This window comes from Roseibium aggregatum, assembly GCF_017309185.1.
Classification (GTDB): domain Bacteria; phylum Pseudomonadota; class Alphaproteobacteria; order Rhizobiales; family Stappiaceae; genus Roseibium; species Roseibium aggregatum_B.
This window is the reverse complement of sequence record NZ_JAEKJZ010000003.1, coordinates 210,400-230,474: the sequence shown is the minus strand read 5'-3', so window position 1 is coordinate 230,474 and position 20,075 is coordinate 210,400. Positions and strand designations below refer to the sequence as shown.

At 62.8% G+C, this 20,075-nt stretch carries 19 protein-coding genes; 10 read left to right on the top strand and 9 right to left on the bottom strand.

Features of this window, described 5'->3' with window-relative positions; genetic code table 11:
- Window positions 1–4: 4 nt before the first annotated feature.
- The 5 genes from JF539_RS16240 to JF539_RS16220 form a co-directional block, all read right to left on the bottom strand.
- On the bottom strand, window positions 5–2,896 hold the full coding sequence (locus JF539_RS16240; protein WP_207141749.1) for a formate dehydrogenase subunit alpha: 2,892 nt from the start codon (window positions 2,894–2,896) through the stop codon (window positions 5–7).
- A 102-nt stretch (window positions 2,897–2,998) separates the two neighbouring features.
- The gene (locus JF539_RS16235; RefSeq protein ID WP_207141748.1) at window positions 2,999–3,199 is read right to left on the bottom strand and encodes a twin-arginine translocation pathway signal protein; all 201 of its coding nucleotides are present in this window, start codon (window positions 3,197–3,199) and stop codon (window positions 2,999–3,001) included.
- A 57-nt stretch (window positions 3,200–3,256) separates the two neighbouring features.
- Window positions 3,257–3,865: a TorD/DmsD family molecular chaperone gene (locus JF539_RS16230; protein ID WP_207141747.1), complete on the bottom strand. Its 609-nt coding sequence runs from the start codon at window positions 3,863–3,865 to the stop codon at window positions 3,257–3,259.
- 63 nt (window positions 3,866–3,928) lie between these two features.
- The gene (locus JF539_RS16225) at window positions 3,929–4,609 is read right to left on the bottom strand and encodes a DUF3306 domain-containing protein (protein ID WP_207141746.1); all 681 of its coding nucleotides are present in this window, start codon (window positions 4,607–4,609) and stop codon (window positions 3,929–3,931) included.
- 13 nt (window positions 4,610–4,622) lie between these two features.
- Window positions 4,623–5,192 carry a DUF3305 domain-containing protein gene (locus tag JF539_RS16220; protein ID WP_209017356.1) on the bottom strand — a complete coding sequence of 190 codons (570 nt, stop codon included), beginning with the start codon at window positions 5,190–5,192 and terminating at the stop codon, window positions 4,623–4,625.
- A 203-nt stretch (window positions 5,193–5,395) separates the two neighbouring features.
- Here JF539_RS16220 and JF539_RS16215 point away from each other — a divergent pair, with 203 nt between their 5' ends.
- Complete coding sequence (locus JF539_RS16215) at window positions 5,396–7,357, top strand: 4Fe-4S binding protein (protein ID WP_207141745.1); 1,962 nt, start codon at window positions 5,396–5,398, stop codon at window positions 7,355–7,357.
- Window positions 7,358–7,373: 16 nt separating this feature from the next.
- Here JF539_RS16215 and JF539_RS16210 read toward each other — a convergent pair whose 3' ends face one another.
- Entirely contained in the window at window positions 7,374–8,138 is a 765-nt protein-coding gene (locus tag JF539_RS16210; RefSeq protein WP_209017355.1) for a hypothetical protein, read from the bottom strand.
- Window positions 8,139–8,231: 93 nt separating this feature from the next.
- Here JF539_RS16210 and JF539_RS16205 point away from each other — a divergent pair, with 93 nt between their 5' ends.
- From JF539_RS16205 to JF539_RS16165, 9 genes are all read left to right on the top strand, one after another.
- Window positions 8,232–8,420 (top strand): DUF6494 family protein, encoded by a 189-nt coding sequence (locus JF539_RS16205; RefSeq protein ID WP_207141744.1) that lies wholly within the window; start codon window positions 8,232–8,234, stop codon window positions 8,418–8,420.
- 7 nt (window positions 8,421–8,427) lie between these two features.
- On the top strand, window positions 8,428–9,531 hold the full coding sequence (locus tag JF539_RS16200) for an Mrp/NBP35 family ATP-binding protein (RefSeq protein WP_207141743.1): 1,104 nt from the start codon (window positions 8,428–8,430) through the stop codon (window positions 9,529–9,531).
- On the top strand, window positions 9,528–10,229 hold the full coding sequence (locus tag JF539_RS16195; RefSeq protein ID WP_207141742.1) for a biotin/lipoate--protein ligase family protein: 702 nt from the start codon (window positions 9,528–9,530) through the stop codon (window positions 10,227–10,229). Before JF539_RS16200 ends, JF539_RS16195 begins: the two co-directional genes overlap by 4 nt.
- A 4-nt stretch (window positions 10,230–10,233) precedes the next feature.
- On the top strand, window positions 10,234–10,710 hold the full coding sequence (locus JF539_RS16190) for a DUF6505 family protein (protein WP_207141741.1): 477 nt from the start codon (window positions 10,234–10,236) through the stop codon (window positions 10,708–10,710).
- Window positions 10,711–10,742: 32 nt separating this feature from the next.
- On the top strand, window positions 10,743–11,729 hold the full coding sequence (gene denD, locus JF539_RS16185; protein ID WP_207141740.1) for a D-erythronate dehydrogenase: 987 nt from the start codon (window positions 10,743–10,745) through the stop codon (window positions 11,727–11,729).
- Entirely contained in the window at window positions 11,726–12,502 is a 777-nt protein-coding gene (locus JF539_RS16180; RefSeq protein ID WP_207141739.1) for an SDR family oxidoreductase, read from the top strand. Before denD ends, JF539_RS16180 begins: the two co-directional genes overlap by 4 nt.
- Window positions 12,503–12,652: 150 nt before the next feature.
- Window positions 12,653–13,171: a hypothetical protein gene (locus tag JF539_RS16175; protein ID WP_207141738.1), complete on the top strand. Its 519-nt coding sequence runs from the start codon at window positions 12,653–12,655 to the stop codon at window positions 13,169–13,171.
- Between the two features lie 160 nt (window positions 13,172–13,331).
- Window positions 13,332–14,912: a serine hydrolase gene (locus JF539_RS16170; RefSeq protein ID WP_207141737.1), complete on the top strand. Its 1,581-nt coding sequence runs from the start codon at window positions 13,332–13,334 to the stop codon at window positions 14,910–14,912.
- A gap of 182 nt (window positions 14,913–15,094) precedes the next feature.
- Complete coding sequence (locus JF539_RS16165; RefSeq protein ID WP_209017354.1) at window positions 15,095–15,538, top strand: GNAT family N-acetyltransferase; 444 nt, start codon at window positions 15,095–15,097, stop codon at window positions 15,536–15,538.
- A 43-nt stretch (window positions 15,539–15,581) separates the two neighbouring features.
- On the opposite strand, the gene JF539_RS16160 is transcribed toward JF539_RS16165, so the two are convergent.
- The 3 genes from JF539_RS16160 to JF539_RS16150 form a co-directional block, all read right to left on the bottom strand.
- A complete protein-coding gene (locus tag JF539_RS16160) occupies window positions 15,582–16,745 on the bottom strand; it encodes an iron-containing alcohol dehydrogenase (protein WP_207141735.1) in 1,164 nt (387 codons plus the stop codon).
- A 307-nt stretch (window positions 16,746–17,052) separates the two neighbouring features.
- Window positions 17,053–18,441: an aldehyde dehydrogenase family protein gene (locus JF539_RS16155; RefSeq protein WP_207141734.1), complete on the bottom strand. Its 1,389-nt coding sequence runs from the start codon at window positions 18,439–18,441 to the stop codon at window positions 17,053–17,055.
- 229 nt (window positions 18,442–18,670) lie between these two features.
- Entirely contained in the window at window positions 18,671–20,038 is a 1,368-nt protein-coding gene (locus JF539_RS16150; protein WP_207141733.1) for a glutamine synthetase family protein, read from the bottom strand.
- Window positions 20,039–20,075 lie beyond the last annotated feature (37 nt).

Sequence of the window (20,075 nt, the reverse complement as noted above, 5' to 3'; positions counted from 1 at the left end):
CTCCTTACGCAGCCGAGATCTTGCAGAGAGTGGCTTTGGTCTCCTGCATCTGTGTCACTGAGTCGTAGCCGTAGGTCTGAGCCGTGTTCGTACTTTCGCCGAGCACGTAAGGGTCCGCGCCCTTGGGATATTTCGATCTCAGATCCTCGCCCTGATAGTGACCGCCGAAATGGAACGGCATGAAGGCAACGCCCTCGCCGACCCGCTCGGTCACCATGGCCATGACCCTGACCTTGCCGCCTTCCGGGCCTTCGACCCAGACCTGTGCGCCGTCGCGAACTCCGAGATTGTTGGCATCCCGGGGATTTATCTCGACGAACATGTCCTGCTGAAGTTCGGCAAGCCAGGGGTTGGAGCGGGTCTCGTCGCCGCCGCCCTCGTATTCGACCAGCCGTCCCGAGGTCAGGATGATCGGATAGTCCTTCGAGAAGTCCTGTTTCTGGATCGAGGCGTAAAGGGTCGGCAGACGGTAGAACTTCCGGTCCTCGTAGGTCGGATAATCCGCCACCAGATCGCGCCGGTTGGTGTAGAGCGGCTCGCGGTGCAGCGGCACCGGATCCGGGAAGGTCCACACCACGGCCCGTGCCTTTGCGTTGCCGAAAGGAGCGCAGCCGTGCTTGATGGCGACCCGCTGAATCCCGCCCGAAAGGTCGGTCTTCCAGTTGGTCTTCGGACCGGCGACCGCCTCGATGGCGGACCGTTCCTCGTCCGTCAGGTCACCGTCCCAGCCGAGATCCATCAGCATCTGCATGGTGAATTCCGGATAGCCGTCCTGAATTTCCGCGCCCGGATTCGAGACACCGTCGGCGAGCAGGTTGTCGCCGTCGCGTTCAACCCCGAAACGCGCCCGGAAGCACAGGCCGCCTTCGGCGACAGGCTTGGACATGTCGTAGAGGTTGGGCGTACCCGGATGCTTCATTTCCGGCGTGCCCCAGCAGGGCCACGGCATGCCGTAGTATTCGCCGTCGTTCGGGCCGCCTACAGCCTGCAGCGTCGTCCGGTCGAACGTGTGCTGGTTGGCCATATGCGCCTTGATCCGCTCCGGCGACTGACCGGTATAACCGATGGTCCAGAGACCCCGGTTGAACTCGCGGGTGATGTCCTCGATGTTCGGTGTCTCGTCGTCTTCCATCTCGATATTGCGGAAGAGACGGTCCGCCCAGCCGAACTTGTTCGCGAACTTCGCCATGATCACATGATCGGGCAAACTCTCGAACAGCGGCTCCACGACCTTGTCGCGCCACTGCAGCGAGCGGTTCGAGGCGGTGACCGAGCCTCGCGTTTCGAACTGCGTGCAGGCCGGCAGCAGGTAGACCCCGTCGGTGCGATCGTGAAGTACGGCGGAAACCGTCGGATATGGGTCGATCACGACGAGCGTATCCAGTTGCTCCATGGCCGTTTTCATTTCGGTCATCCGGGTCTGCGAGTTGGGCGCATGCCCCCACAGCACCATTGCCCGAACCTTGTTCGGCTGATCCGTATTGGCCGGATCCTCCAGAACCCCGTCGATCCAGCGGCTGACCGGGATGCCGGTCAGGTTCATCAGGTTCTTTTCCTTGCCGTCGGCGCCGGTCACGGTGGCGAACTGGGATTTGAGCCAGTCGGGATCCTCATCCCAGACCCTGGCCCAGTGCCCCCAGGCGCCCGCGCTCAGGCCGTAGTAGCCAGGCAGGGTGTGGCTGAGCACGCCAAGGTCCGTGGCGCCCTGCACGTTGTCGTGGCCGCGGAAGATATTCGTGCCACCGCCGCTGGTGCCCATGTTGCCGAGGGCCAGCTGCAGGATGCAATAGGCGCGGGTGTTGTTGTTGCCGTTGGTGTGCTGGGTGCCGCCCATGCACCAGATCACGGTGCCCGGCCGGTTGTTGGCCAGCGTGCGCGCCACGCGTTTCAGCTGGCTTTCCGGTGTACCGGTCACCCGTTCGACCTCGTCCGGAGACCATTTCGCGACTTCCTCGCGAATCTGGTCCATGCCCCAAACGCGGGTGCGGATGAACTCCTTGTCTTCCCAGCCATTTTCGAAAATGTGCCAGAGGATGCCCCAGATCAGGGCCACGTCCGTTCCCGGGCGGAAGCGGACATACTCGTCGGCGTGGGCCGCCGTGCGCGTGAACCTCGGATCGCAGACGATCAGCGGTGCGTTGTTCTGTTCCTTGGCGCGCAGCACATGCAGCAGGGAAACCGGATGCGCTTCCGCCGGATTGCCGCCGATGATGAAGATCGCCTTGGATTTGTGGATGTCGTTGTAGCTGTTGGTCATGGCGCCGTAGCCCCATGTGTTGGCTACGCCGGCAACCGTCGTGGAGTGACAGATACGGGCCTGGTGGTCGACATTGTTGGTGCCCCAGTAGGCCGCGAACTTGCGGAACAGGTAGGCCTGCTCGTTGTTGTGCTTGGCCGAGCCGAGCCAGTAGACGCTATCCGGTCCGCTTTCCGCGCGGATCTCCAGCATCTTGTCGCCGATCTCGTTGATGGCCTCGTCCCAGCTGATCCGCTTCCACTCGCCGCCTTCCTTTTTCATGGGATACTTCAGGCGGCGTTCGCCATGTGCGTGCTCGCGGACCGCGGCACCCTTGGCGCAGTGGGAACCGAGGTTGAACGGGCTGTCCCAGCCCGGCTCCTGCCCGACCCAGACCCCGTTGGAAACTTCGGCGATCACGGTGCAGCCCACGGAACAGTGGGTGCAGACCGACTTCACAAGTTGAACGGCATTATCGGAGGTTTGAGCTTCCGCCCTGGTGACGGAACCGCCCGTGGCGGTAATGGCGGCCAGGCCGCCGGCGGCAACACCGGATCCTTTCAGGAACGTCCGGCGATCTACCGATTTATGTGCAGCGTCTCTAAGGATACTTGCACCCTGGGGGCGTCGCGCAACCCCATTGGTCTTTTTCCTAAGCATTGTGCCTTACCTTGCTGGTATCGGAATCGATACGGCTGGGTTTTCGGTGAACCGGCCTTCGGGCGTCACGCAACCATCGGCCGGGGTGTTCACAAGGTCCGGTTAGAACCGGGCGCTGTCGTAGTAGGCGCGGGTGTGCGCGGTATCCTGCATCCGGTCGGACGTCAGATCGGCTTCCGCCGCCTCCGCGGTCCCGCCGGCGGCCACTGTGGCTGCCGCCACGGGCGCCGACAATGCAGCGAGCTTCAGGAAGTCCCGGCGGCCGGTCCCGTCACCGGACACCGCCTCTTCGGGTCGTTTCATTGTCAAACCACTCCTCTTTTAATGGCGGCCGGTAGCCGCCGCCCTGACCGCGAAAGCTTAGTTGGCCAACATGCCGAAAGCTTCCGCTTCTATCTCCATGAACCGGCGGCCCAGCGCCCCGACGGCTCCGTAGAACACGGAGCTGCCCGTCGCTTCCAGATCGGTGAAAAAGTGGATCGCCCAAGGCTCGATGTGGGCGGTGAAGAATTCCTTCTGCCCGGCAACGGAGGTCACGGCGCCGAAGCGGCCGGTGATCATGCCGGCCATCATTTCCATCAGCGAGGCGATATTGTCTTCCGGCTCATGCTTGCCTTCGGCCCTTTTGATACCCCGCCGCGCCATGTCGCTGCGCAGGTTGGCCAGAGGCTTCTCATTCAGAAAACCGGTGAGATAGTGGCTGGCATAGGGCAGAAGCTCGCCCCGGCCCAGACCGATAAACAGGGCATTGAATTCGCGCTCGGCCGCTTCCGGACTCGTGACGGCGGCGATACGGGCAAGAACGCCCAGCGCGTCGCCGAGCGGCGTGTCGTTCCCCTGAAGTCCGGCAACCTGACGCAGCAGGTCGTCATCCGCCGGCCTTGCCAGCAGAAGGCCGAGAAAATCATAAAGCTCTGCCCGGGCCTGGTCTTCCGGATCGATCACATATTCCTTGACCACCGCGGTCATCCGCAATGCACCTCCCTCGTGCACCGTACAGTTTTTACTTGACTGCAAATCTCCACTTTTATATCAGGAGTAGTCGAAACGCAGGCGGCGCCTCGTAAACTGAGGTTCGTATTCATTGCCTTCATTGTTTTCTTCTTGCAAGTCAAGCGAGTCCGGCCGTTCCGCGTCAGAATGAACGACCGGAACATCTTTCGTCAACTGAAAAGATGTTTTTCCATCCCGAGAAAAACCGTTGTGCAGCGCAGTATTTTCTTCGCATTGCGCCGGAACGCTACTCTCGTTCGCCGGTTCGCCGCTTTCAGGCGCATCCGGCGTTTCTGATCCTTTCTCATCCTCAGCAAGCGCCGCGAACCGGTCGAACATGCCCTTGCCGACCTGATAGACCGTCTGCATGCCGGAGACAACCGTCGCCGCGTCCGTATAGTCTTCCGCATAGTCGACAAGCCCGTCGAGATTGGCCAGAACCGGATTGACCGTCCAGAGCCGGCGCAGCGCCCGCCGCCGCAGACGCTCCGGTACGGCAGCGGACAAAAAGGATGTGAAGTCGTCCTTCTCCGTCAGACCGTCCGGGTCCGGCAATCCGAGTTCCTCCAAAATCTCCTGGTCGCTTTTCTCTTCCAGCCTGGCCAGGTCTTCGGCCCGCGCCTCGGCAGCCTCTTGCGCCCGCTCCGCCTCTTCAGCCGCTTTCACGGACGCCCTGCGACGGGACCAGAAATCGGATCCCGAACCGTCTGCCCCGCTCATTGCAGCGCCCTCGTCATTGCAGGCTGTCCTTGGGTTTGCGGCCGGGAGCGCGGTACACATCGCTCAACTGCCGGATTCTCGGGTCGCCGATGCCATCTTCCTCAAGATCGATCCGCGCCCGATCCCTTTTGCGTTTGACGAAGATCTCCTCCTCGTGATGCATGGCGACAAAATCGCGAATCCAGGCGATCAACCCGGGCGGCATCGGGATCTTCTCCACCAGGACGTCACCGGTGTCGGCATAGTCCTGGCCTTCGAAGGCCGATGCCGTGATCAGGCTGACCTCGAGCGGCACGTCCTGTTCGATTTCCTCCAGGGGCCGCATGACGACATAGATCGACGGAACCTTGTCGGAAAGAGTTGTAAGGTAGGCTTCCGTGTCCGCCCGGTGCAACTCGAGCGGCAACGTGACGGCATGGTATTCGACCGCCTCGCCCTCTTGCCTGAGAACGCTCCAGTCGGCGGGACCGGCTCCCGGCAAAAGCGAAACCGGGCGCCAGGTCCATTTCTGCCAGCGCGTTACACCGGGAAGTCTCCTGACGACGATGCCGACCGGCATCGATCGTATGCGTTCCGTATTCAATGGCGAGCGTCCTCTCCCTACCGGGTCAGATCCCGGTTTAATACGTTTTCCTAAATGCTGTACCAACGCGGATATTTTTCAAGCCCTATTCGAAGTTCAACTTGACGAGGCGTGCCTGCCGCCCTTGTTATGGAGGCCGGACCGACCTTCATGCCGGTAGAAGAATCAGGCGGAGCCGGTCCGGGGGAGAGGACGCGCAAGTAATGAGAGAGCCAAAGCTGCTGCTTTGCGATTGCCTTCACACGCAGGCGATCGACGCGGCGCAGATTGAAGACGCAACCGGTATTCCGTGCTCAAGGGTCTACACGGAACTTTGCCGCCGGGAGGCCGACATCGTCGAAGACGCCCTGCGTTCGAACGATTTGGCTATAGCCTGCCGGCAAGAAAGCGGCTTTTTTGAAGATCTCGCCGCCGGGCTTCAGGCATCGCCTCCCGGTTTTGTCGACATTCGCGACCGGGCCGGCTGGACCGGCGACGCCCGGCCGCCAACCCCGAAGATGGCTGCCCTGATCGCCGAGGCCGCCCTGCCCGCCACCGCAACCAAGGTGGTCGACGTCACCTCCGAGGGCACATGCCTCGTCTTTGGCGAGACGGAAGCCGCGCTCTCGGCGGCCGAACACCTTTGCGGCCTTCTCAGCGTAACCGTCCTGCTCGATCCCGATGCAGAAATTCCACCGGCCGACGACCGCCGTTTCGACATGGTGCGCGGCAAGTTGAAGTCGGCTTCCGGTTCACTGGGCCAGTTCAAGCTCACTTTCGACCGGCTCCAGGAACGCATTCCCGGCGGTCGCGGAGACCTTTCCTTTACAGCGCCCCGCCCCGGAGGACGCACGGAATGCGATATTCTCCTCGATCTGAGCCGGAACCGGCCGCTCTTTCCCGCTCCTGAAAAACGCGAAGGCTATCTGCGTGCCGATCCGGGCAGCCCGCAGGCGGTGACCAGGGCGCTTCTGGAAGCTTCCCAGCTTACCGGGACCTTCGAAAAGCCGATCTACCTGAAACTGGACGAAGGGCTCTGCGCTCATTCCAGAGCGCGCAAGACCGGATGCACGCGTTGTCTCGATCTGTGCCCGACCGGGGCGATCGCTCCTGACGGCGACCATGTTCAGGTGGACACCATGATCTGCGCCGGCTGCGGCAGCTGCGCCGCCGCCTGCCCGTCAGGTGCGATTTCCTATGACGCTCCGCCGGTCGACCACACCTTCAAGCGCATCCAGACCCTCGCCACCACCTGGCGCAAGCTCAGCGCGGACACTCCGCATCTTCTGGTCCACGGCCCCGGTCACGCCGCCGAGATGATCCGCCTGAGCGCCCGCTACGGCAAGGGCCTGCCCGCGGATGTCCTGCCGCTGGAAGTAAGCGTCCTTTCCGGCTTCGGTCATGCGGAAGCCCTCGCAGCCCTTGCCTGCGGGTTCGGAACCGTCACCCTTCTGCTTTCCCCGGAAACGGAGCGCGAAGGTCTCCCCTTTCAGATTGACCTCGCCAACGCCATCGCAGGCGGAACACGGGTCTTTTCGACCGAACCGGACGATCCGGATCAACTGGAGGCGGCGCTCTACCGGGAATGGCCGCAGACGCCCGCCGTCACGCCGATCCTGCCGCTCGGGTCCCGCCGGCAGGTCACCCGGCTGGCCGCCAAGGCGCTGCATGGTGAAAATCCGGTCGTACCGCTTCCCGGCACTGCGCCCTACGGCAGGGTTGAGCTCGACCCGGAACGTTGCACCCTGTGCCTGTCCTGTGTCTCCCTGTGCCCTTCCGGCGCGTTGAAGGAAAATCCGGACCGGCCGGAACTCAGATTCCAGGAAGACGCCTGCCTGCAATGCGGCATCTGTTCCACGATCTGCCCGGAAAGCGCCCTCACCCTGGAGGCACGCCTGAACCTGGGCGACGAGGCCCTCGTACCGACCGTGCTGAAGGAAGAAGACCCCTTCCACTGTATCGAGTGCGGCAAGGCCTTCGGCGTGCGCTCAACCGTCGAACGGCTGACCGAAAAGCTGGCCGGCAAACACGCAATGTTCGCGGACGATCGGGCGAAGCTTATCCAGATGTGCGATGACTGCCGGGTCAATGCGCTTTATCATTCGCAGGACAACCCCTTCGCGATGGGGGAGCGTCCGCGCGTGCGCACCACCGAGGACTATATCAGCAAACGGCGCGACCATTGACGGCAAGGTCTTCAGATCATTGGTACTGGATGGGCGCGCCGAGATCCGCGGGCTCGATCCGCGAGACGAATGCCAATATCGCCTCCAGGTCCTCAAGCGACATTGTCACCGGCACCATCGGAGACGGACGGGTGATGTCGAACGGTTCCGTGACCCCTTCAATGACCGTGAAGGACGGATGTGGATTGAGCGCGAAAAACGCCTCGAACCGGATCTGCCAGTCGGAAAAGGCCCGCATCACGGCAAAGGAAGGCGTCGAACCGATGTTGGTCATCCGGGTCGCCTCGTTGACCATGTGGCAACGGCCGCAATGGAGAACCGCCAGTTCCTCGCCTTCGACAACATTGCCGGACAAAAGCACGGCGTCTGCCGCGTCGGCGCGTTTCAGCGCCGCCGTGAAGAGCTGCCGGCCGTCCGGCTTGAAAGCCTCGATGGTGTTCCGGCCGACGTCGTCCGTCAGCCAGTCCTCAAAGCCGGTCACATGTTCGTTCTCCGGTCCAGCCTGGCGCAAATACCATATTTCCGCCTCTCGCCGGAAGACTGGCGTGCCCTGCGGCTCGGTCGTCAGCAAAACATCGGACTGCGCACCTTCGGCGACGATCTCGACCCTGACACCGTGCTTCAGCGAAAAGCGCGGCAGCAGATGTTTCAGGAAGCCGGTCTCGACCAGCACGTCCGGCGCACTCAGCCGGAAGGACCGCGTTTCGGCCAGTCCCGGCCCTTCGCACCAGACGATCAGAACCAGAATGAACAGACAAAAAACTCGTTTTCGGCCGCACACGCGCTCCTCCCTCACGTTGCTGGCTTGTAACGCAAGGGTAGGTCCCCCGTCGGGGTGCCGTCAATCCACAAGAACAAGCAAGAGGATGCTAATATGAGCGACGATTTCAACATGTCGATGCGCAAGTTCCTGAAACAGGTCGGTGTCACCTCCCAGCAGGCCATCGAAAAGGCCGTGCGGGACGCGGGACCGTCGGAAGGCAAGACCTTCAAGGTCAAGGCGGTCGTGACGATCGAGGAACTCGGCATGGAACATGTGGTGATCGGCGAGATCGAGGGGTGACGACGACGTGCCGTTAACGCGCGAGACTGCACTGAACACGCTGAAGACGGTCGTCGATCCGAAGACCGGCGAAGACCTGGTCGCCTCCGGCATGATGCGCGCGCTGCAGGTGGCTGGAGCCTCCGTCCGCTTTGTTCTGGAAATCGACGCCACCCGCATGGCGGATATGGAGTCCCTGAAACGGGAGGCGGAGGAAAAACTCAACGCTCTGGAGGGCTGCGGCAGCGTTCAGATCGTGATGACGGCGCATTCCGCCGGACAGCCGTCACAGGAAGCACCGCCGGCAGCATCGAAAGAGCCGCAACCGATCAGGGCCCGCCCGGCTCCGCCGGGCACGTCCGGACCGCAGAAGGTTCCGGGCATCGACCGTGTGATCGCGATCGCCTCCGGAAAAGGCGGTGTCGGCAAGTCGACGGTTGCCGCCAACCTTGCCTGCGCGCTCGCAGCCGAAGGGCGACGGGTCGGTTTGCTGGACGCGGATGTCTACGGCCCCTCGCAGCCGACAATGCTCGGCATCTCGGGACGCCCGACGTCTCCGGACGGACAGATGATCCTGCCCTTGCGCAATCACGGCGTGACGGTGATGTCCATCGGGCTCATGACGAAAGGCGACGAAGCCGTCGTCTGGCGCGGTCCGATGCTCATGGGGGCCTTGCAGCAGATGATGACCCAGGTGCAGTGGGGCGCACTCGATGTCCTGATCGTGGATCTGCCGCCCGGGACCGGCGACGTCCAGATGACGCTCAGCCAGAAGTTTCTCGTCGATGGCGCGATCATCGTCTCGACCCCCCAGGACGTCGCCCTCATCGACGCGCGCAAAGGCATCGACATGTTCAACCAGATGCAGGTGCCGATCATCGGCATGGTCGAGAACATGTCGACCCATATCTGTTCGAAGTGCGGGCACGAGGAACACGTCTTCGGCCATGGCGGCGTCGCCGAGGAAGCGCAAAAACTGGGCGTGCCCCTGCTTTCCGAGATCCCTCTCCACCTCAACATCCGGCTTGCCGGCGATGGTGGCAACCCCATCGCCACGGCCACTCCCGAAGCACCGGAAGCGCGCGTTTTTCGGGATCTGGCAAGGTCTCTGGTTGAAGGAGGCAACGCGTGAGCGAGATCAGGTTTCCCCCTCTGTTTCAGGGCGAGGCGCTAACCGGCGCCGCCGATCCGTTCGAGCGGGCAACGGCGCTCGCCATTGCCGGAACGGACCCGGGAACGGTCGTCTACAATCTGAAGGGCGACGTCCTGCGCGCCAGTCTGATCTTTGCGCCGGAAGTTCCGCTGGACGAAGCCATGACGATACTGCCCGTGTGCGGCCTCGGCTTCCAGGCCGCCCTGGGTGCCCTGGCGCCGCCCGAGGTGGCGGTCCATCTGGAGTGGGACGGCACGATCCGCGTCAACGGTGCGATCTGCGGCCGAATGCGCGTCCGGGCCTCGACCGCCGATCCGTCCGCCGTGCCCGACTGGCTGGTTCTGGCCATGGATCTCAACATGAGTGCCCCACAAAAAGACCCGGGCAAGGATCCCGACACGACCTATCTTTCCGAAGAAGGCTGCGTCGACATCACCGCGGAGCAGTTGGTCGAGGCCTGGGTGCGCCATAGCCTCTACTGGATCAACCGCTGGCTCGACGAGGGACCGCGTCCGGTTCACGCCGACTGGCGCGGACTGGCGAACAGGCTTGGCGAGACGGTCGAAATCGGACAACGGTCCGGAACCTTTGTCGGTGTCGACGAAAATTTCGGTATGCTGCTGCGGAGCGGCGAGGACACCGAGCTGATCCCGCTCACGAGCCTTTTGGAAAGATGACCCCATGAAACTCGCCCGCGCCATTCACCTGGACGACAGCGACCGCAACGTCTTCTTCTCTCCCGCCCGCACCGGCGAATGGTGCCTGTCCGGCGGCTTCGAATTTTCCGACTGGACGGAAGCCGACCTCACCGGCAAGGCCCGCCAGGCCTTTTCGAACGGCTGGTTCGGTCTGGAAACCTTCGGCCGGGTCACCTTCGTCGCCGTCACGCCGCTCGCCGAAGCCGAATTCGACGCGCTGGTGGACCGGCTTGCCCGGCATTTCGTCGACTACTACGGTGCTCCTTCGGTCGAGGCCGCCCGCGGCGTCGCGGAGGACGAACTCCGCTTCATGGCAGAGCTTTGCGAGGCACACCCAGAAAACACGTTGATCGCCGTGCAGAGGGAACTCACGGACGACGGCGTGAGGGAAAGCTTCCGCACCATCGCGGTTCCAGAAGCGAAGATCGACATGGTGGCGGTGCATGGAGATGGAGCGTAGAAAGAGCGTCTTCACGGGAGGGATGACCGCGAATGCATATGCTCGTAATTGGTGCCGCCGGGATGGTGGGCCGGAAACTGACCGGAAAGCTGGCGGCGGACCGGACCGCGTTCGGTCGCGAGACAACCACGCTGACACTTGCCGACGCCGTTGAACCGGAGATTCCGGCCGGGCTCGAGGACATTGCCACCGCGCAGACCACGGACCTTTCCAGGCCGGGAGAGGCCGAAAAGCTGATCGGCGGCCGACCAGACCTGATCCTGCATCTTGCGGCCGTCGTTTCGGGAGAAGCGGAAGCGGATTTCGACAAGGGCTACGCCGTCAATCTGGACGGCAGCAGGATGCTGTTTGAAGCGATCCGCCGGCAGTCCCTTCGCGAGCCCTATTGTCCACGCGTTATCTTTGCGTCGTCGATTGCCGTTTTCGGCCGGCCGTTTCCCGACAGGATCGGCGACGAGTTCCTTGCCGCGCCGCTGACCAGCTACGGCACGCAAAAGGCGATGACGGAGCTTCTTCTTGCCGACTACAGCCGCAGAGGCATCTTCGACGGCATCGGTATCCGGCTGCCGACAATCTGCATCCGGCCCGGCAAACCCAACAAGGCGGCGTCCGGTTTCTTTTCCAACATTCTGCGCGAACCGCTCGCCGGCCTGGAAGCCGTCCTGCCGGTCGACGAAAACGTGCGTCACTGGTTTGCCAGCCCACGCGCTGCTGTCGGCTTCTTCGTCCATGCCGCCCGCATCGACACCAGCCTTGTAGGTTCCCGCCGCAATCTCACCATGCCGGGCCTTTCCGCGCTCGTCGGAGAGGAAATCGAGGCGTTGCGCCGGGTCGCCGGGGAGAGAGCGGTCCGTCTCATAAGGCGCGAACCGGATCCGGACATTCAGACAATTGTCGCCGGCTGGCCCACCGATTTTGATGCCCGCCGGGCCGAAGAGCTCGGCTTCACGGCCGAAACAAGTTTCGACGACATCATCCGCATTCATCTCGAGGACGAACTGGAAGGCGCGCATCCATGACCAACAACGGATTTGACGTCAAGGGCCGGGTCGCCCTTGTGACAGGCGGCGGCACGGGGGTTGGCAAGGCCATCTCCCGGGGCTTGAGCGCCGAAGGATGGCGCGTCGTCATCGCCGGCCGGCGCAAGGATGTCCTGGAACAAGCCGCCTCCGAACTCTCCGGTGAAACCGGCAACGAGGTCGGCTGGATTGCCACCGACATCGGCGACCCCAAACAGGTCCGCGCGCTGTTCGACGAACTCGAGGCCAGCTTCGGGCGTCTCGATCTTCTGGTCAACAACGCCGGCATTTCCAATTCCCCGGTGCCACTCGAAGAGATCGGCTACGAGGAATGGAGCAATGTGGTCGCCGCGAACCTGACCGGAGCGTTTCTGTGCACCCAGCAGGCCTTCCGGCTGATGAAGTCGCAAACGCCCCGGGGTGGCCGCATCGTCAACAACGGATCCATTTCCGCGACGACGCCCCGGCCGAATTCCGCCCCCTACACGGCAACGAAACACGCCATTACCGGCCTGACAAAATCCTCCGCGCTGGACGGGCGCCCCTTCGACATCGCCTGCGGCCAGATCGACATCGGCAATGCGGCAAGCGACATGACCGCGAAGATGAGCGGCGGCGTTCCGCAGGCCAACGGCGAAATCGCCAGCGAACCGACGATAGACCCGGCCCATGTCGCGCAAGCCGTCGTCTACATGGCCGGACTGCCGCTCGACGCCAATGTCCTGACCATGACCGTCATGGCAACGAAAATGCCTTTCGTCGGCCGAGGTTAGGGTAAGGACGAAAAGGCGCCACCGGAGACAAGTAAACCGACCTTCACAAACGCGTCAGCAAAACCGGGCTCTGAATTTATTTCCATGTGATCGGTGCAGTTCCCAAGTAACGGCCGTAACGAAATTCATTTTCAGGAAAGAGAGTTCCTCATGACGACATCCGTTTCAGAAACCCGGCCCGCCTTCGCCTTGCCGTCGCTCAGCGTCAACACCCTTGGGCTGATGTTCATCTCGGGCTTCTTCGCCACCATTGCTTTCGATTTCTGGGGGCAGATCCTCAGCCCGGCCCTGGGCTTCGCCAACCTGTCTCCCCACGGCCTGGCCCGCAGCCTGCTTGGAAGCCTCGGCCTGCCGGCCAACGACTTCGCCGGTTATTTCGTTCATTTCTACGTGGTCGGCCTGATCGGCTACCCCATCGGCTGGATGTTCATCTTCGCGCCGCTCTGGCAGCGGATCGTCGGCGGCACGCATTGGTTTCTGCCCTCGGCGATCTACGGTTTCGGCCTCTGGCTTTTCGCCATCGGCGGCATCACCTCCGTGGCCGGCCTGCCTTTCTTCCTGAATTTCACCGGCATTGCCTGGGTCGCGCTGGTGGGCCACGTGCTCTACGGGATTGTCCTGGTGGCGGTGCTCAAGCTGATCGAACCTCGACAGGCCTCCGGCGGTTGAGGCGTCGGAGCATATTGGTGCGCCGGGCTCCGGCGCGCCACCTCGCGGGAATGGGAAATCCGGTCTTCCATTAACCCGAAAAACGGATTTCCACTTTACGGATAACGGCAGCAACCGATTGTGTTGCCATATTCAAGACCTTCATCCGGATATTTTCATCATGCCGCACGCACCATTTTCCCGTCGCCTTTTCCTCGGAACAACCGTTTCAACGCTTGCCCTGATCCCATTCAACGGCCTCGCCCAGACGCTTTCGCCATCGCAAACGCCCGGTGTGGACGTGCCTCCGGGGCAAATCGACGAATCCGTGAAGAAGCTTGACGGCATCGTCGAACGGGTGATGCGCGAAAGCGGCGTGCCGGGGATCGCCGTCGCCGTTGTTCACAAGGGAAAGACGGTCTTCGCCAAGGGCTTCGGCACACGCCGTGCCGGCATGGACGAAGCCATCACGCCCGACACGGTGTTCCAGCTTGCCTCCCTTTCCAAGTCCGTCGGATCCACCGTCGTCGCAAGCCAGGTCGGCCAGGGCGTGGTTTCCTGGCAAAGCCGCATGCGCGACCTGCTTCCCTGGTTTACCCTGTCCGATCCGGACAGAAGCGAAATGCTGACGATCGGCGACCTCTACAGCCACCGCTCCGGCCTGCCGCCCCATGCCGGAGACGATCTGGAAGACCTCGGTTTCGGCAGGCAGACGGTTCTGGAACGGATGCGCCTTCTGCCGCTCACGGCCTTTCGCACCTCCTACGCCTATACCAATTTCGGCCTGACCGCGGCTGCGGAAGCCGTCGCACAGACAGTCGGGCAGGACTGGGCCACGCTTTCGGAGGAAGCGCTCTACCGGCCGCTTGGAATGAAGAACACCAGTTCCCGGTTCAAGGACTATCTGGCAGCCGGCAACCGCGCCATTCCGCACAGCCGTAACCTCAAGGGCGACTACGAGCCGCTCTTCCAGCGCGATCCGGATGCCCAGTCCCCGGCGGGCGGTGTCAGTTCCACGGTGAACGATCTGGCGATCTGGATGAAAATGGTGCTCGCCATGGGCTCATACGAAGGCCGGGAGGTTATCGCACCCGCTGCGCTTCTTCCTGCCCTCAGCCCGCAGGCCTTTTCCGATCAGCCGCGAACACCGGATTCCCGCCCCGGCTTTTACGGCTTCGGCTTCAATGTCGGCACGGAGCCGTCCGGCCGGGTCAAGCTCAGCCATTCCGGCGCCTTCATCATGGGCGCGGGCACCTGCTTCTCGCTCATTCCCTCGCTCGATCTCGGCATCGCCGTTCTGACCAACGCGGCACCGATCGGCGCGGCGGAATCGATCGCCGCGTCCTTCACCGATCTGGCACAGCTTGGACACGAGACGCGGGACTGGTACCAGGGCTATTCCAGCCGCTTCGAAGGCTTTTACGAAAAACGCGGCCGCACGGTCGGCCAGACGCCGCCCGCCGCAGCCGTGCCCCCGCCACCGTCGGATCGCTGCACGGGCTCTTACGCCAATCCCTACTTCGGCACGGTCGAGGTCAAAGAGGATAACGGCGGCCTCGTCCTCGTCGCCGGACCGAAGCCCATGCTGTTCCCGTTGAAGGCCTGGGACGGTTCCGTCATGGTCTTCGACTTCGCGACCGAAAACGCACCTCTCGGCTCCCGCTCGACCGTGACATTCGGCAGCACCGAAGACGGCGCGGCGAAAAGCCTGGAAGTCGAACTGTTCATGGAGAAAGGCCCCAGCCGTTTCGAACGGGTTTGAGATCTTGTCCTGTTCTGTTTCGAAGTCCTGCGGGAAGAAGCGCACCGGAAAGTGATGCGCGCGTGGCCGCAGTTCATTTGACCTGACGACGGCTAGCGGGCCTATGGCGGATCCAGTTCACTCCGCCATCAGCCATGGTCCGCATGACATCCAGAACACGACCCGAAATCAAATTCGTCCGCTTGACAGAAATCGCCCCGGACATCCTTGTCACCCATATGTCGGACCCTCGCGTCGCCGAGCACATGCCGCTCCTAACCTTCAGGTGGGACCGCGACATCGCGCTCGAATTCATCGAGGCGAAGGAAAAATGCTGGCACCGCGACGGGCTTGGCCACTGGGCATTCCTTGCGGACGACCGGTACGTCGGCTGGGGCGGGTTTCAGTTGGAAGATGGCGACTGGGATTTCGGTCTCGTGCTGAGGCCCGATTGCTTCGGCCTTGGTTCGGCTATCGCGAAAAAGGCGCTCGAATTCGCGCGGGCGGACGAACGCATTCCCTACGTTACGTTTCTCCTGCCCCCGTCGCGCAAGAAACTCGGCGCTCTCCGGAAACTGGGAGCCGCCTTCGTCACCGAGACGGACTACAATGGCGAGAAGTTCCTGAAATTCCGGCTCGAGACATGAGGAGGTGTGCCGCGGCGGATCGGAGCCGCGGCACGCTTTCCAGTCAAACCTCGCCCGACTGTGCCTTGTCGAAGATCTCCAGGGCGCCATCCTTGGTCAGTTCAATCGGGTTGCCGCCGGCCGTCGGATCGACGATGGCCATTTCGGCGATCAGATCGCGCTTGGCGGTGTCGACATTGAGGCCCGCCAGGGTGTGCGGAACCTCAAGATCCCCGCGCAGCTTCAGGATGGTCTCAAGAACGCCCTGATACCCGCCCGCTATGCCGAGGAAACCGGCAAGGCGCTCGAACTTCTTCTCGATCGCCGGGCGGTTGAACTGCAGCACATAGGGCATGAACACCGCGTTGGTCATGCCGTGATGGGTGTCGTAAAGCGCGCCGACCGGATGGGAGAGCGAGTGGATCGCGCCAAGGCCCTTCTGGAAGGCGACCGCCCCCATGGCGGCGGCGCTCATCAGATGGCCGCGCGCTTCCAGATCGGAGCCGTCGTCGGCAACCTTCGGCAGGTTTTCGAACACCAGCCGCATGCCCTCCAGCGCGATGCCTTCCGACATCGGGTGATACATGGGCGCCGAATAGGCTTCCAGGCAGTGAGCCAGCGCGTCCATGCCGGTGCCGACCGTGATGAAACGCGGCATGCCGACGGTCAGTTCCGGATCGCAGATCACGATTTCCGGCAGCATCTTCGGGTGGAAGATCACCTTCTTGGTATGGGTCGCCTCGTTGGTGACGACGCCGGCCCGGCCGACTTCCGAACCGGTTCCCGCCGTGGTCGGCACGGCGACGATCGGCGCGATGCCCGCCGGGTCGGCGCGGGTCCACCAGTCGCCGATGTCCTCGAAATCCCAGATCGGCCGGGTCTGGCCGGACATGAAGGCGATCAGCTTGCCCGCATCGAGGCCCGAGCCGCCGCCGAAAGCGATCACGCCGTCATGGCCGCCGGCCTTGAAGGCCTCGACGCCGGCGACGATGTTGCTGTCGACCGGGTTCGGCTTCACATCGGAAAAGACGGCGGCATTCAGCCCGGCCGCCTTCAGGGCAACGATGGCATCGGCCACCATGGGCAGGCCGGCAAGACCCGGATCGGTGACCAGCAACGGGCTCGACATGCCCGCAGCCTTGACCGCCTCGGGCAGTTCCTTGATACGGCCGGCACCGAAACGAACGGAGGTCGGATAGGACCAGTTTACGGAGGGAAGTGAACTCATGGGTGTCTCGTTGTTTTAACGCTCGGGTTGTCTAAAGCCTCGCCCGCTCAACAGGCTCCGGCATTCTCATCAGCGTCTCCGCGTCCCCCCCTGTCCCCCCTTGAGGGGGAGATGTCCGCTTTAGCGGACAGAGGGGGGTGACGGCGGAGCGTCAATTTCCTGTTCCGTCTTTGCCGAGGGGTTGCCCCCCTCTGTCTCCTGAAGGAGACATCTCCCCCTCAAGGGGGGAGAGGGGAGCAAGCTCGGACGCTCGGCTTCGGTTGGTTCCGAGGACATCCGGGCTTGCTCGATTTCGTTAAGCCCTGCCTCAATGCTCCACGCGGAAGTGGTAGGACTTCGGTCGGGTCAGGTTGTGGAAACCGATCTCGGAGAGGGCTGCCCCCTTGCCGGTTTCCTTGACGCCCGTCCACACAAGGGCCGGATCCAGATAGTCGCAACGGTTCATGAAGACGGTTCCGGTCTCGATCCTGTCGCCGATCGCGGACGCAGCCGCGACATCCTCCGTCCAGATCGAGGCGGTCAGGCCGTAGGGACTGTCGTTCATGAACTGCAGCGCCTCCTCGTCGTCCTTGACCTTCATGATACCGACCACCGGACCGAAGCTTTCCTCGCGCATCACCGACATCTGATGGTTCACGTCGGTCAGCACCTGCGGCGCCAGATAGGGCGTGCCGTCCTTGTCCGCCGCGAACTTCGACGTGTCGATATGCGCCTTGGCGCCCTTGCGCAGGGCCTCCCCGGTCTGTTCGCGCACCCAGGCCGCGAAGCGGGCCTGCGCCATCGGGCCAAGCGTAGTGGACTCGTCCAGCGGGTTGCCGAGCACATACTGACTGGTGAGATCGACAAAGCCCTCGACAAACCTGTCGAACAGGCTTTCGTGCACATAGACGCGTTCGATGCCGCAGCAGCACTGGCCGGAATTGTAGAAGGCTCCGTCCACCAGGTTGCCGACCGCATAGTCCAGATCCGCATCGGCGCGGACATAGGCCGGATCCTTGCCGCCAAGCTCCAGTCCCAGCGTCGCGAAGGTGCCGGACAGCGCTTTTTCGATGGCGCGTCCACCGGCGACGGAACCGGTGAAGTTGACGTGATCGATGACGCCCGAGCCGAGCAGTTTTTCGGTGCCCGAATGGGTGAGCACGATGTTCTGGAACACGCCCTTGGGCAGTCCGGCGATCTCGAACGCCTTGGCCAGCCGCTCGCCGACCAGCAGCGTCTGCGCGGCGTGCTTCAGGATCACCACGTTGCCCGCCATCAGAGCCGGCATGACCGTGTTGATGGCCGTCATGAAGGGATAGTTCCAGGGCGCGATCACCATGACGATGCCGAGCGGCACGCGCTTCAGATAGCGTTTGAAGCCCGGCTTGTCGGTACGCTCGATATCGGCCAGGGCCGCTTCAGCGGTCCTGGCGCAATATTCCGTGCGCTCGACCGTGCCGCCGAGTTCGCCGCCGTACCGGACCGGACGGCCCATCTGCCAGGCGAGTTCCGGCACCACCTCGTCGTTCATGGCCTTCAGCGCCTCGAGCGCCTTTTCGCAATAGGCGACGCGTTCAGCCACGGAGAGCGCCGCCCAACCGGGTTGCGCGGTCCGGGCCGCCGAAACGAGTTTTTCGACCGCCGCCTCGTTGAGGGCCGGGCGCTCGGCATAGACCGATCCGTCGACCGGGGAAATCAGTTTGATCACGTCTGACATTCTTGAACCTCTCATAACCGCGTCTTTTTGCGCGGCTTTCCGAAAGTGGTTGGCTCGTTTGTTTCGTTTTCCGGCCGCATCGCGCGCCCTCATCCTGAGGAAGCGCGCACCGGCTGTCTCGAAGGACGGGCGGCAAACTCCCCGGCATGCGCCCCATCCTTCGGGACGGATCATTGCCCCTCCCTGGAATGAGTGTGCGGGAGAAGAAGCCGCCTTCTTCCGTCGTTCTTCAGGCCCGCTCAAACCCGCGGGCGATTTCGTAATCCGTCACGGCACGGTCGAATTCCTCAACTTCCCATTCCGCCGCACGGCCGTAGTGATCGATCACCGCATCGGAAAAGACCTCTCTCAAGAACGACGACTTCAACATGGTCTCGCGCGCCTCGCGCAGCGTCTGCGGGATTTCCTTCGCGTCGCTGGCCTCGTAGACATCGCCCTTTGCCGGCGGGTCGAGGGGCAGTTTTTCCTCGATGCCCCTGAGACCGGCGGCAATCTGCGCGGCGAGCGCAAGATACGGATTGAGGTCGGACCCGCCAATGCGGCATTCGACCCTGAGCGCCTTGGTGCCTTCGCCGCAAAGGCGGAAACCGGCGGTGCGGTTGTCGACGGACCAGACCGTCTTGGTCGGCGCAAAGGTGCCTTTCTGGAAGCGCTTGTAGCTGTTGATGTAGGGCGCCAGGAAATAGGTGTAGTCGGGCGCGTATTTGATCAGCCCGGCCATGTAGTGACGCATCGTGTCCGACATGCCGTACTCGCCGTCCGGATCGCAGAAGACGTTGTTGCCGTCCTTGTCGAAGACCGACTGATGGATATGCGCGGAAGAGCCGACCTTGTCGCTGCGCCACTTGGCCAGGAACGACACGGAGCGCCCCTTCGCCCAGGCGATCTCCTTCACGGCATTCTTGGAAATGGTGTGATATTCCGCCGTATCGAGCGCGGGAGCATATTTGATGTTGAGCTCTTCCTGGCCCGTCTCCGCCTCGCCCTTGGTGTTCTCCACCGGGATGCCAGCCTCGTAGAGGCCGTTGCGCACCGGGCGCAGGACGTCCTCTTCCTTGGTCGTCTGCAGGATGTGATAGTCCTCGTTGTAGCCGGAGATCGGCTCAAGGTCCCGGAACCCGCCCTTGCGCATGTCGTCGAAGGATTTCTCGAACAGGAAGAATTCCAGCTCGGTCGCCATGATCGGGGTCAGACCAAGCTCCGCCATGCGGGCGACCTGCGACTTCAGCATGGCGCGCGGCGAATGCGGCACATCCTTGTGGGTATGATGGTCGAGCACGTCGCACATCACCATGGCGGTCCCTTCCAGCCAGGGCACTAGGCGAAGGGTCGAAAGATCCGGCTTCATCACGTAGTCGCCGTAGCCGCCGGACCAGCTCGTCGCCGCAAAGCCCTCGACCGTGTACATTTCAAGGTCGGTCGCCAGCAGGTAATTGCAGCAATGGGTTTCGTGATAGGCGCTGTCGACGAAGTGCCGGGCGTGGAACCGCTTGCCCATAAGCCGCCCCTGCATGTCGACGATACAGGTCAGCACCGTATCGATCTCGCCATTCGAGACGAGTGATTTCAAAGCATCGAAAGTCAGGTTGCCAGGCATCGTCGGGTCCGTTTTGGGCAGTCGTTCTGTGTGTCGG

What these genes read in the sequence shown, in the direction of transcription:
- JF539_RS16240 (WP_207141749.1), bottom strand. Translation starts at nt 2,896, where the DNA reads ATGCTTAGGAAAAAGACCAATGGGGTTGCGCGACGCCCCCAGGGTGCA.
- JF539_RS16235 (WP_207141748.1), bottom strand. Translation starts at nt 3,199, where the DNA reads ATGAAACGACCCGAAGAGGCGGTGTCCGGTGACGGGACCGGCCGCCGG.
- JF539_RS16230 (WP_207141747.1), bottom strand. Translation starts at nt 3,865, where the DNA reads ATGACCGCGGTGGTCAAGGAATATGTGATCGATCCGGAAGACCAGGCC.
- JF539_RS16225 (WP_207141746.1), bottom strand. Translation starts at nt 4,609, where the DNA reads ATGAGCGGGGCAGACGGTTCGGGATCCGATTTCTGGTCCCGTCGCAGG.
- JF539_RS16215 (WP_207141745.1), top strand. Translation starts at nt 5,396, where the DNA reads ATGAGAGAGCCAAAGCTGCTGCTTTGCGATTGCCTTCACACGCAGGCG.
- JF539_RS16205 (WP_207141744.1), top strand. Translation starts at nt 8,232, where the DNA reads ATGAGCGACGATTTCAACATGTCGATGCGCAAGTTCCTGAAACAGGTC.
- JF539_RS16190 (WP_207141741.1), top strand. Translation starts at nt 10,234, where the DNA reads ATGAAACTCGCCCGCGCCATTCACCTGGACGACAGCGACCGCAACGTC.
- denD (WP_207141740.1), top strand. Translation starts at nt 10,743, where the DNA reads ATGCATATGCTCGTAATTGGTGCCGCCGGGATGGTGGGCCGGAAACTG.
- JF539_RS16180 (WP_207141739.1), top strand. Translation starts at nt 11,726, where the DNA reads ATGACCAACAACGGATTTGACGTCAAGGGCCGGGTCGCCCTTGTGACA.
- JF539_RS16175 (WP_207141738.1), top strand. Translation starts at nt 12,653, where the DNA reads ATGACGACATCCGTTTCAGAAACCCGGCCCGCCTTCGCCTTGCCGTCG.
- JF539_RS16170 (WP_207141737.1), top strand. Translation starts at nt 13,332, where the DNA reads ATGCCGCACGCACCATTTTCCCGTCGCCTTTTCCTCGGAACAACCGTT.
- JF539_RS16160 (WP_207141735.1), bottom strand. Translation starts at nt 16,745, where the DNA reads ATGAGTTCACTTCCCTCCGTAAACTGGTCCTATCCGACCTCCGTTCGT.
- JF539_RS16155 (WP_207141734.1), bottom strand. Translation starts at nt 18,441, where the DNA reads ATGTCAGACGTGATCAAACTGATTTCCCCGGTCGACGGATCGGTCTAT.
- JF539_RS16150 (WP_207141733.1), bottom strand. Translation starts at nt 20,038, where the DNA reads ATGCCTGGCAACCTGACTTTCGATGCTTTGAAATCACTCGTCTCGAAT.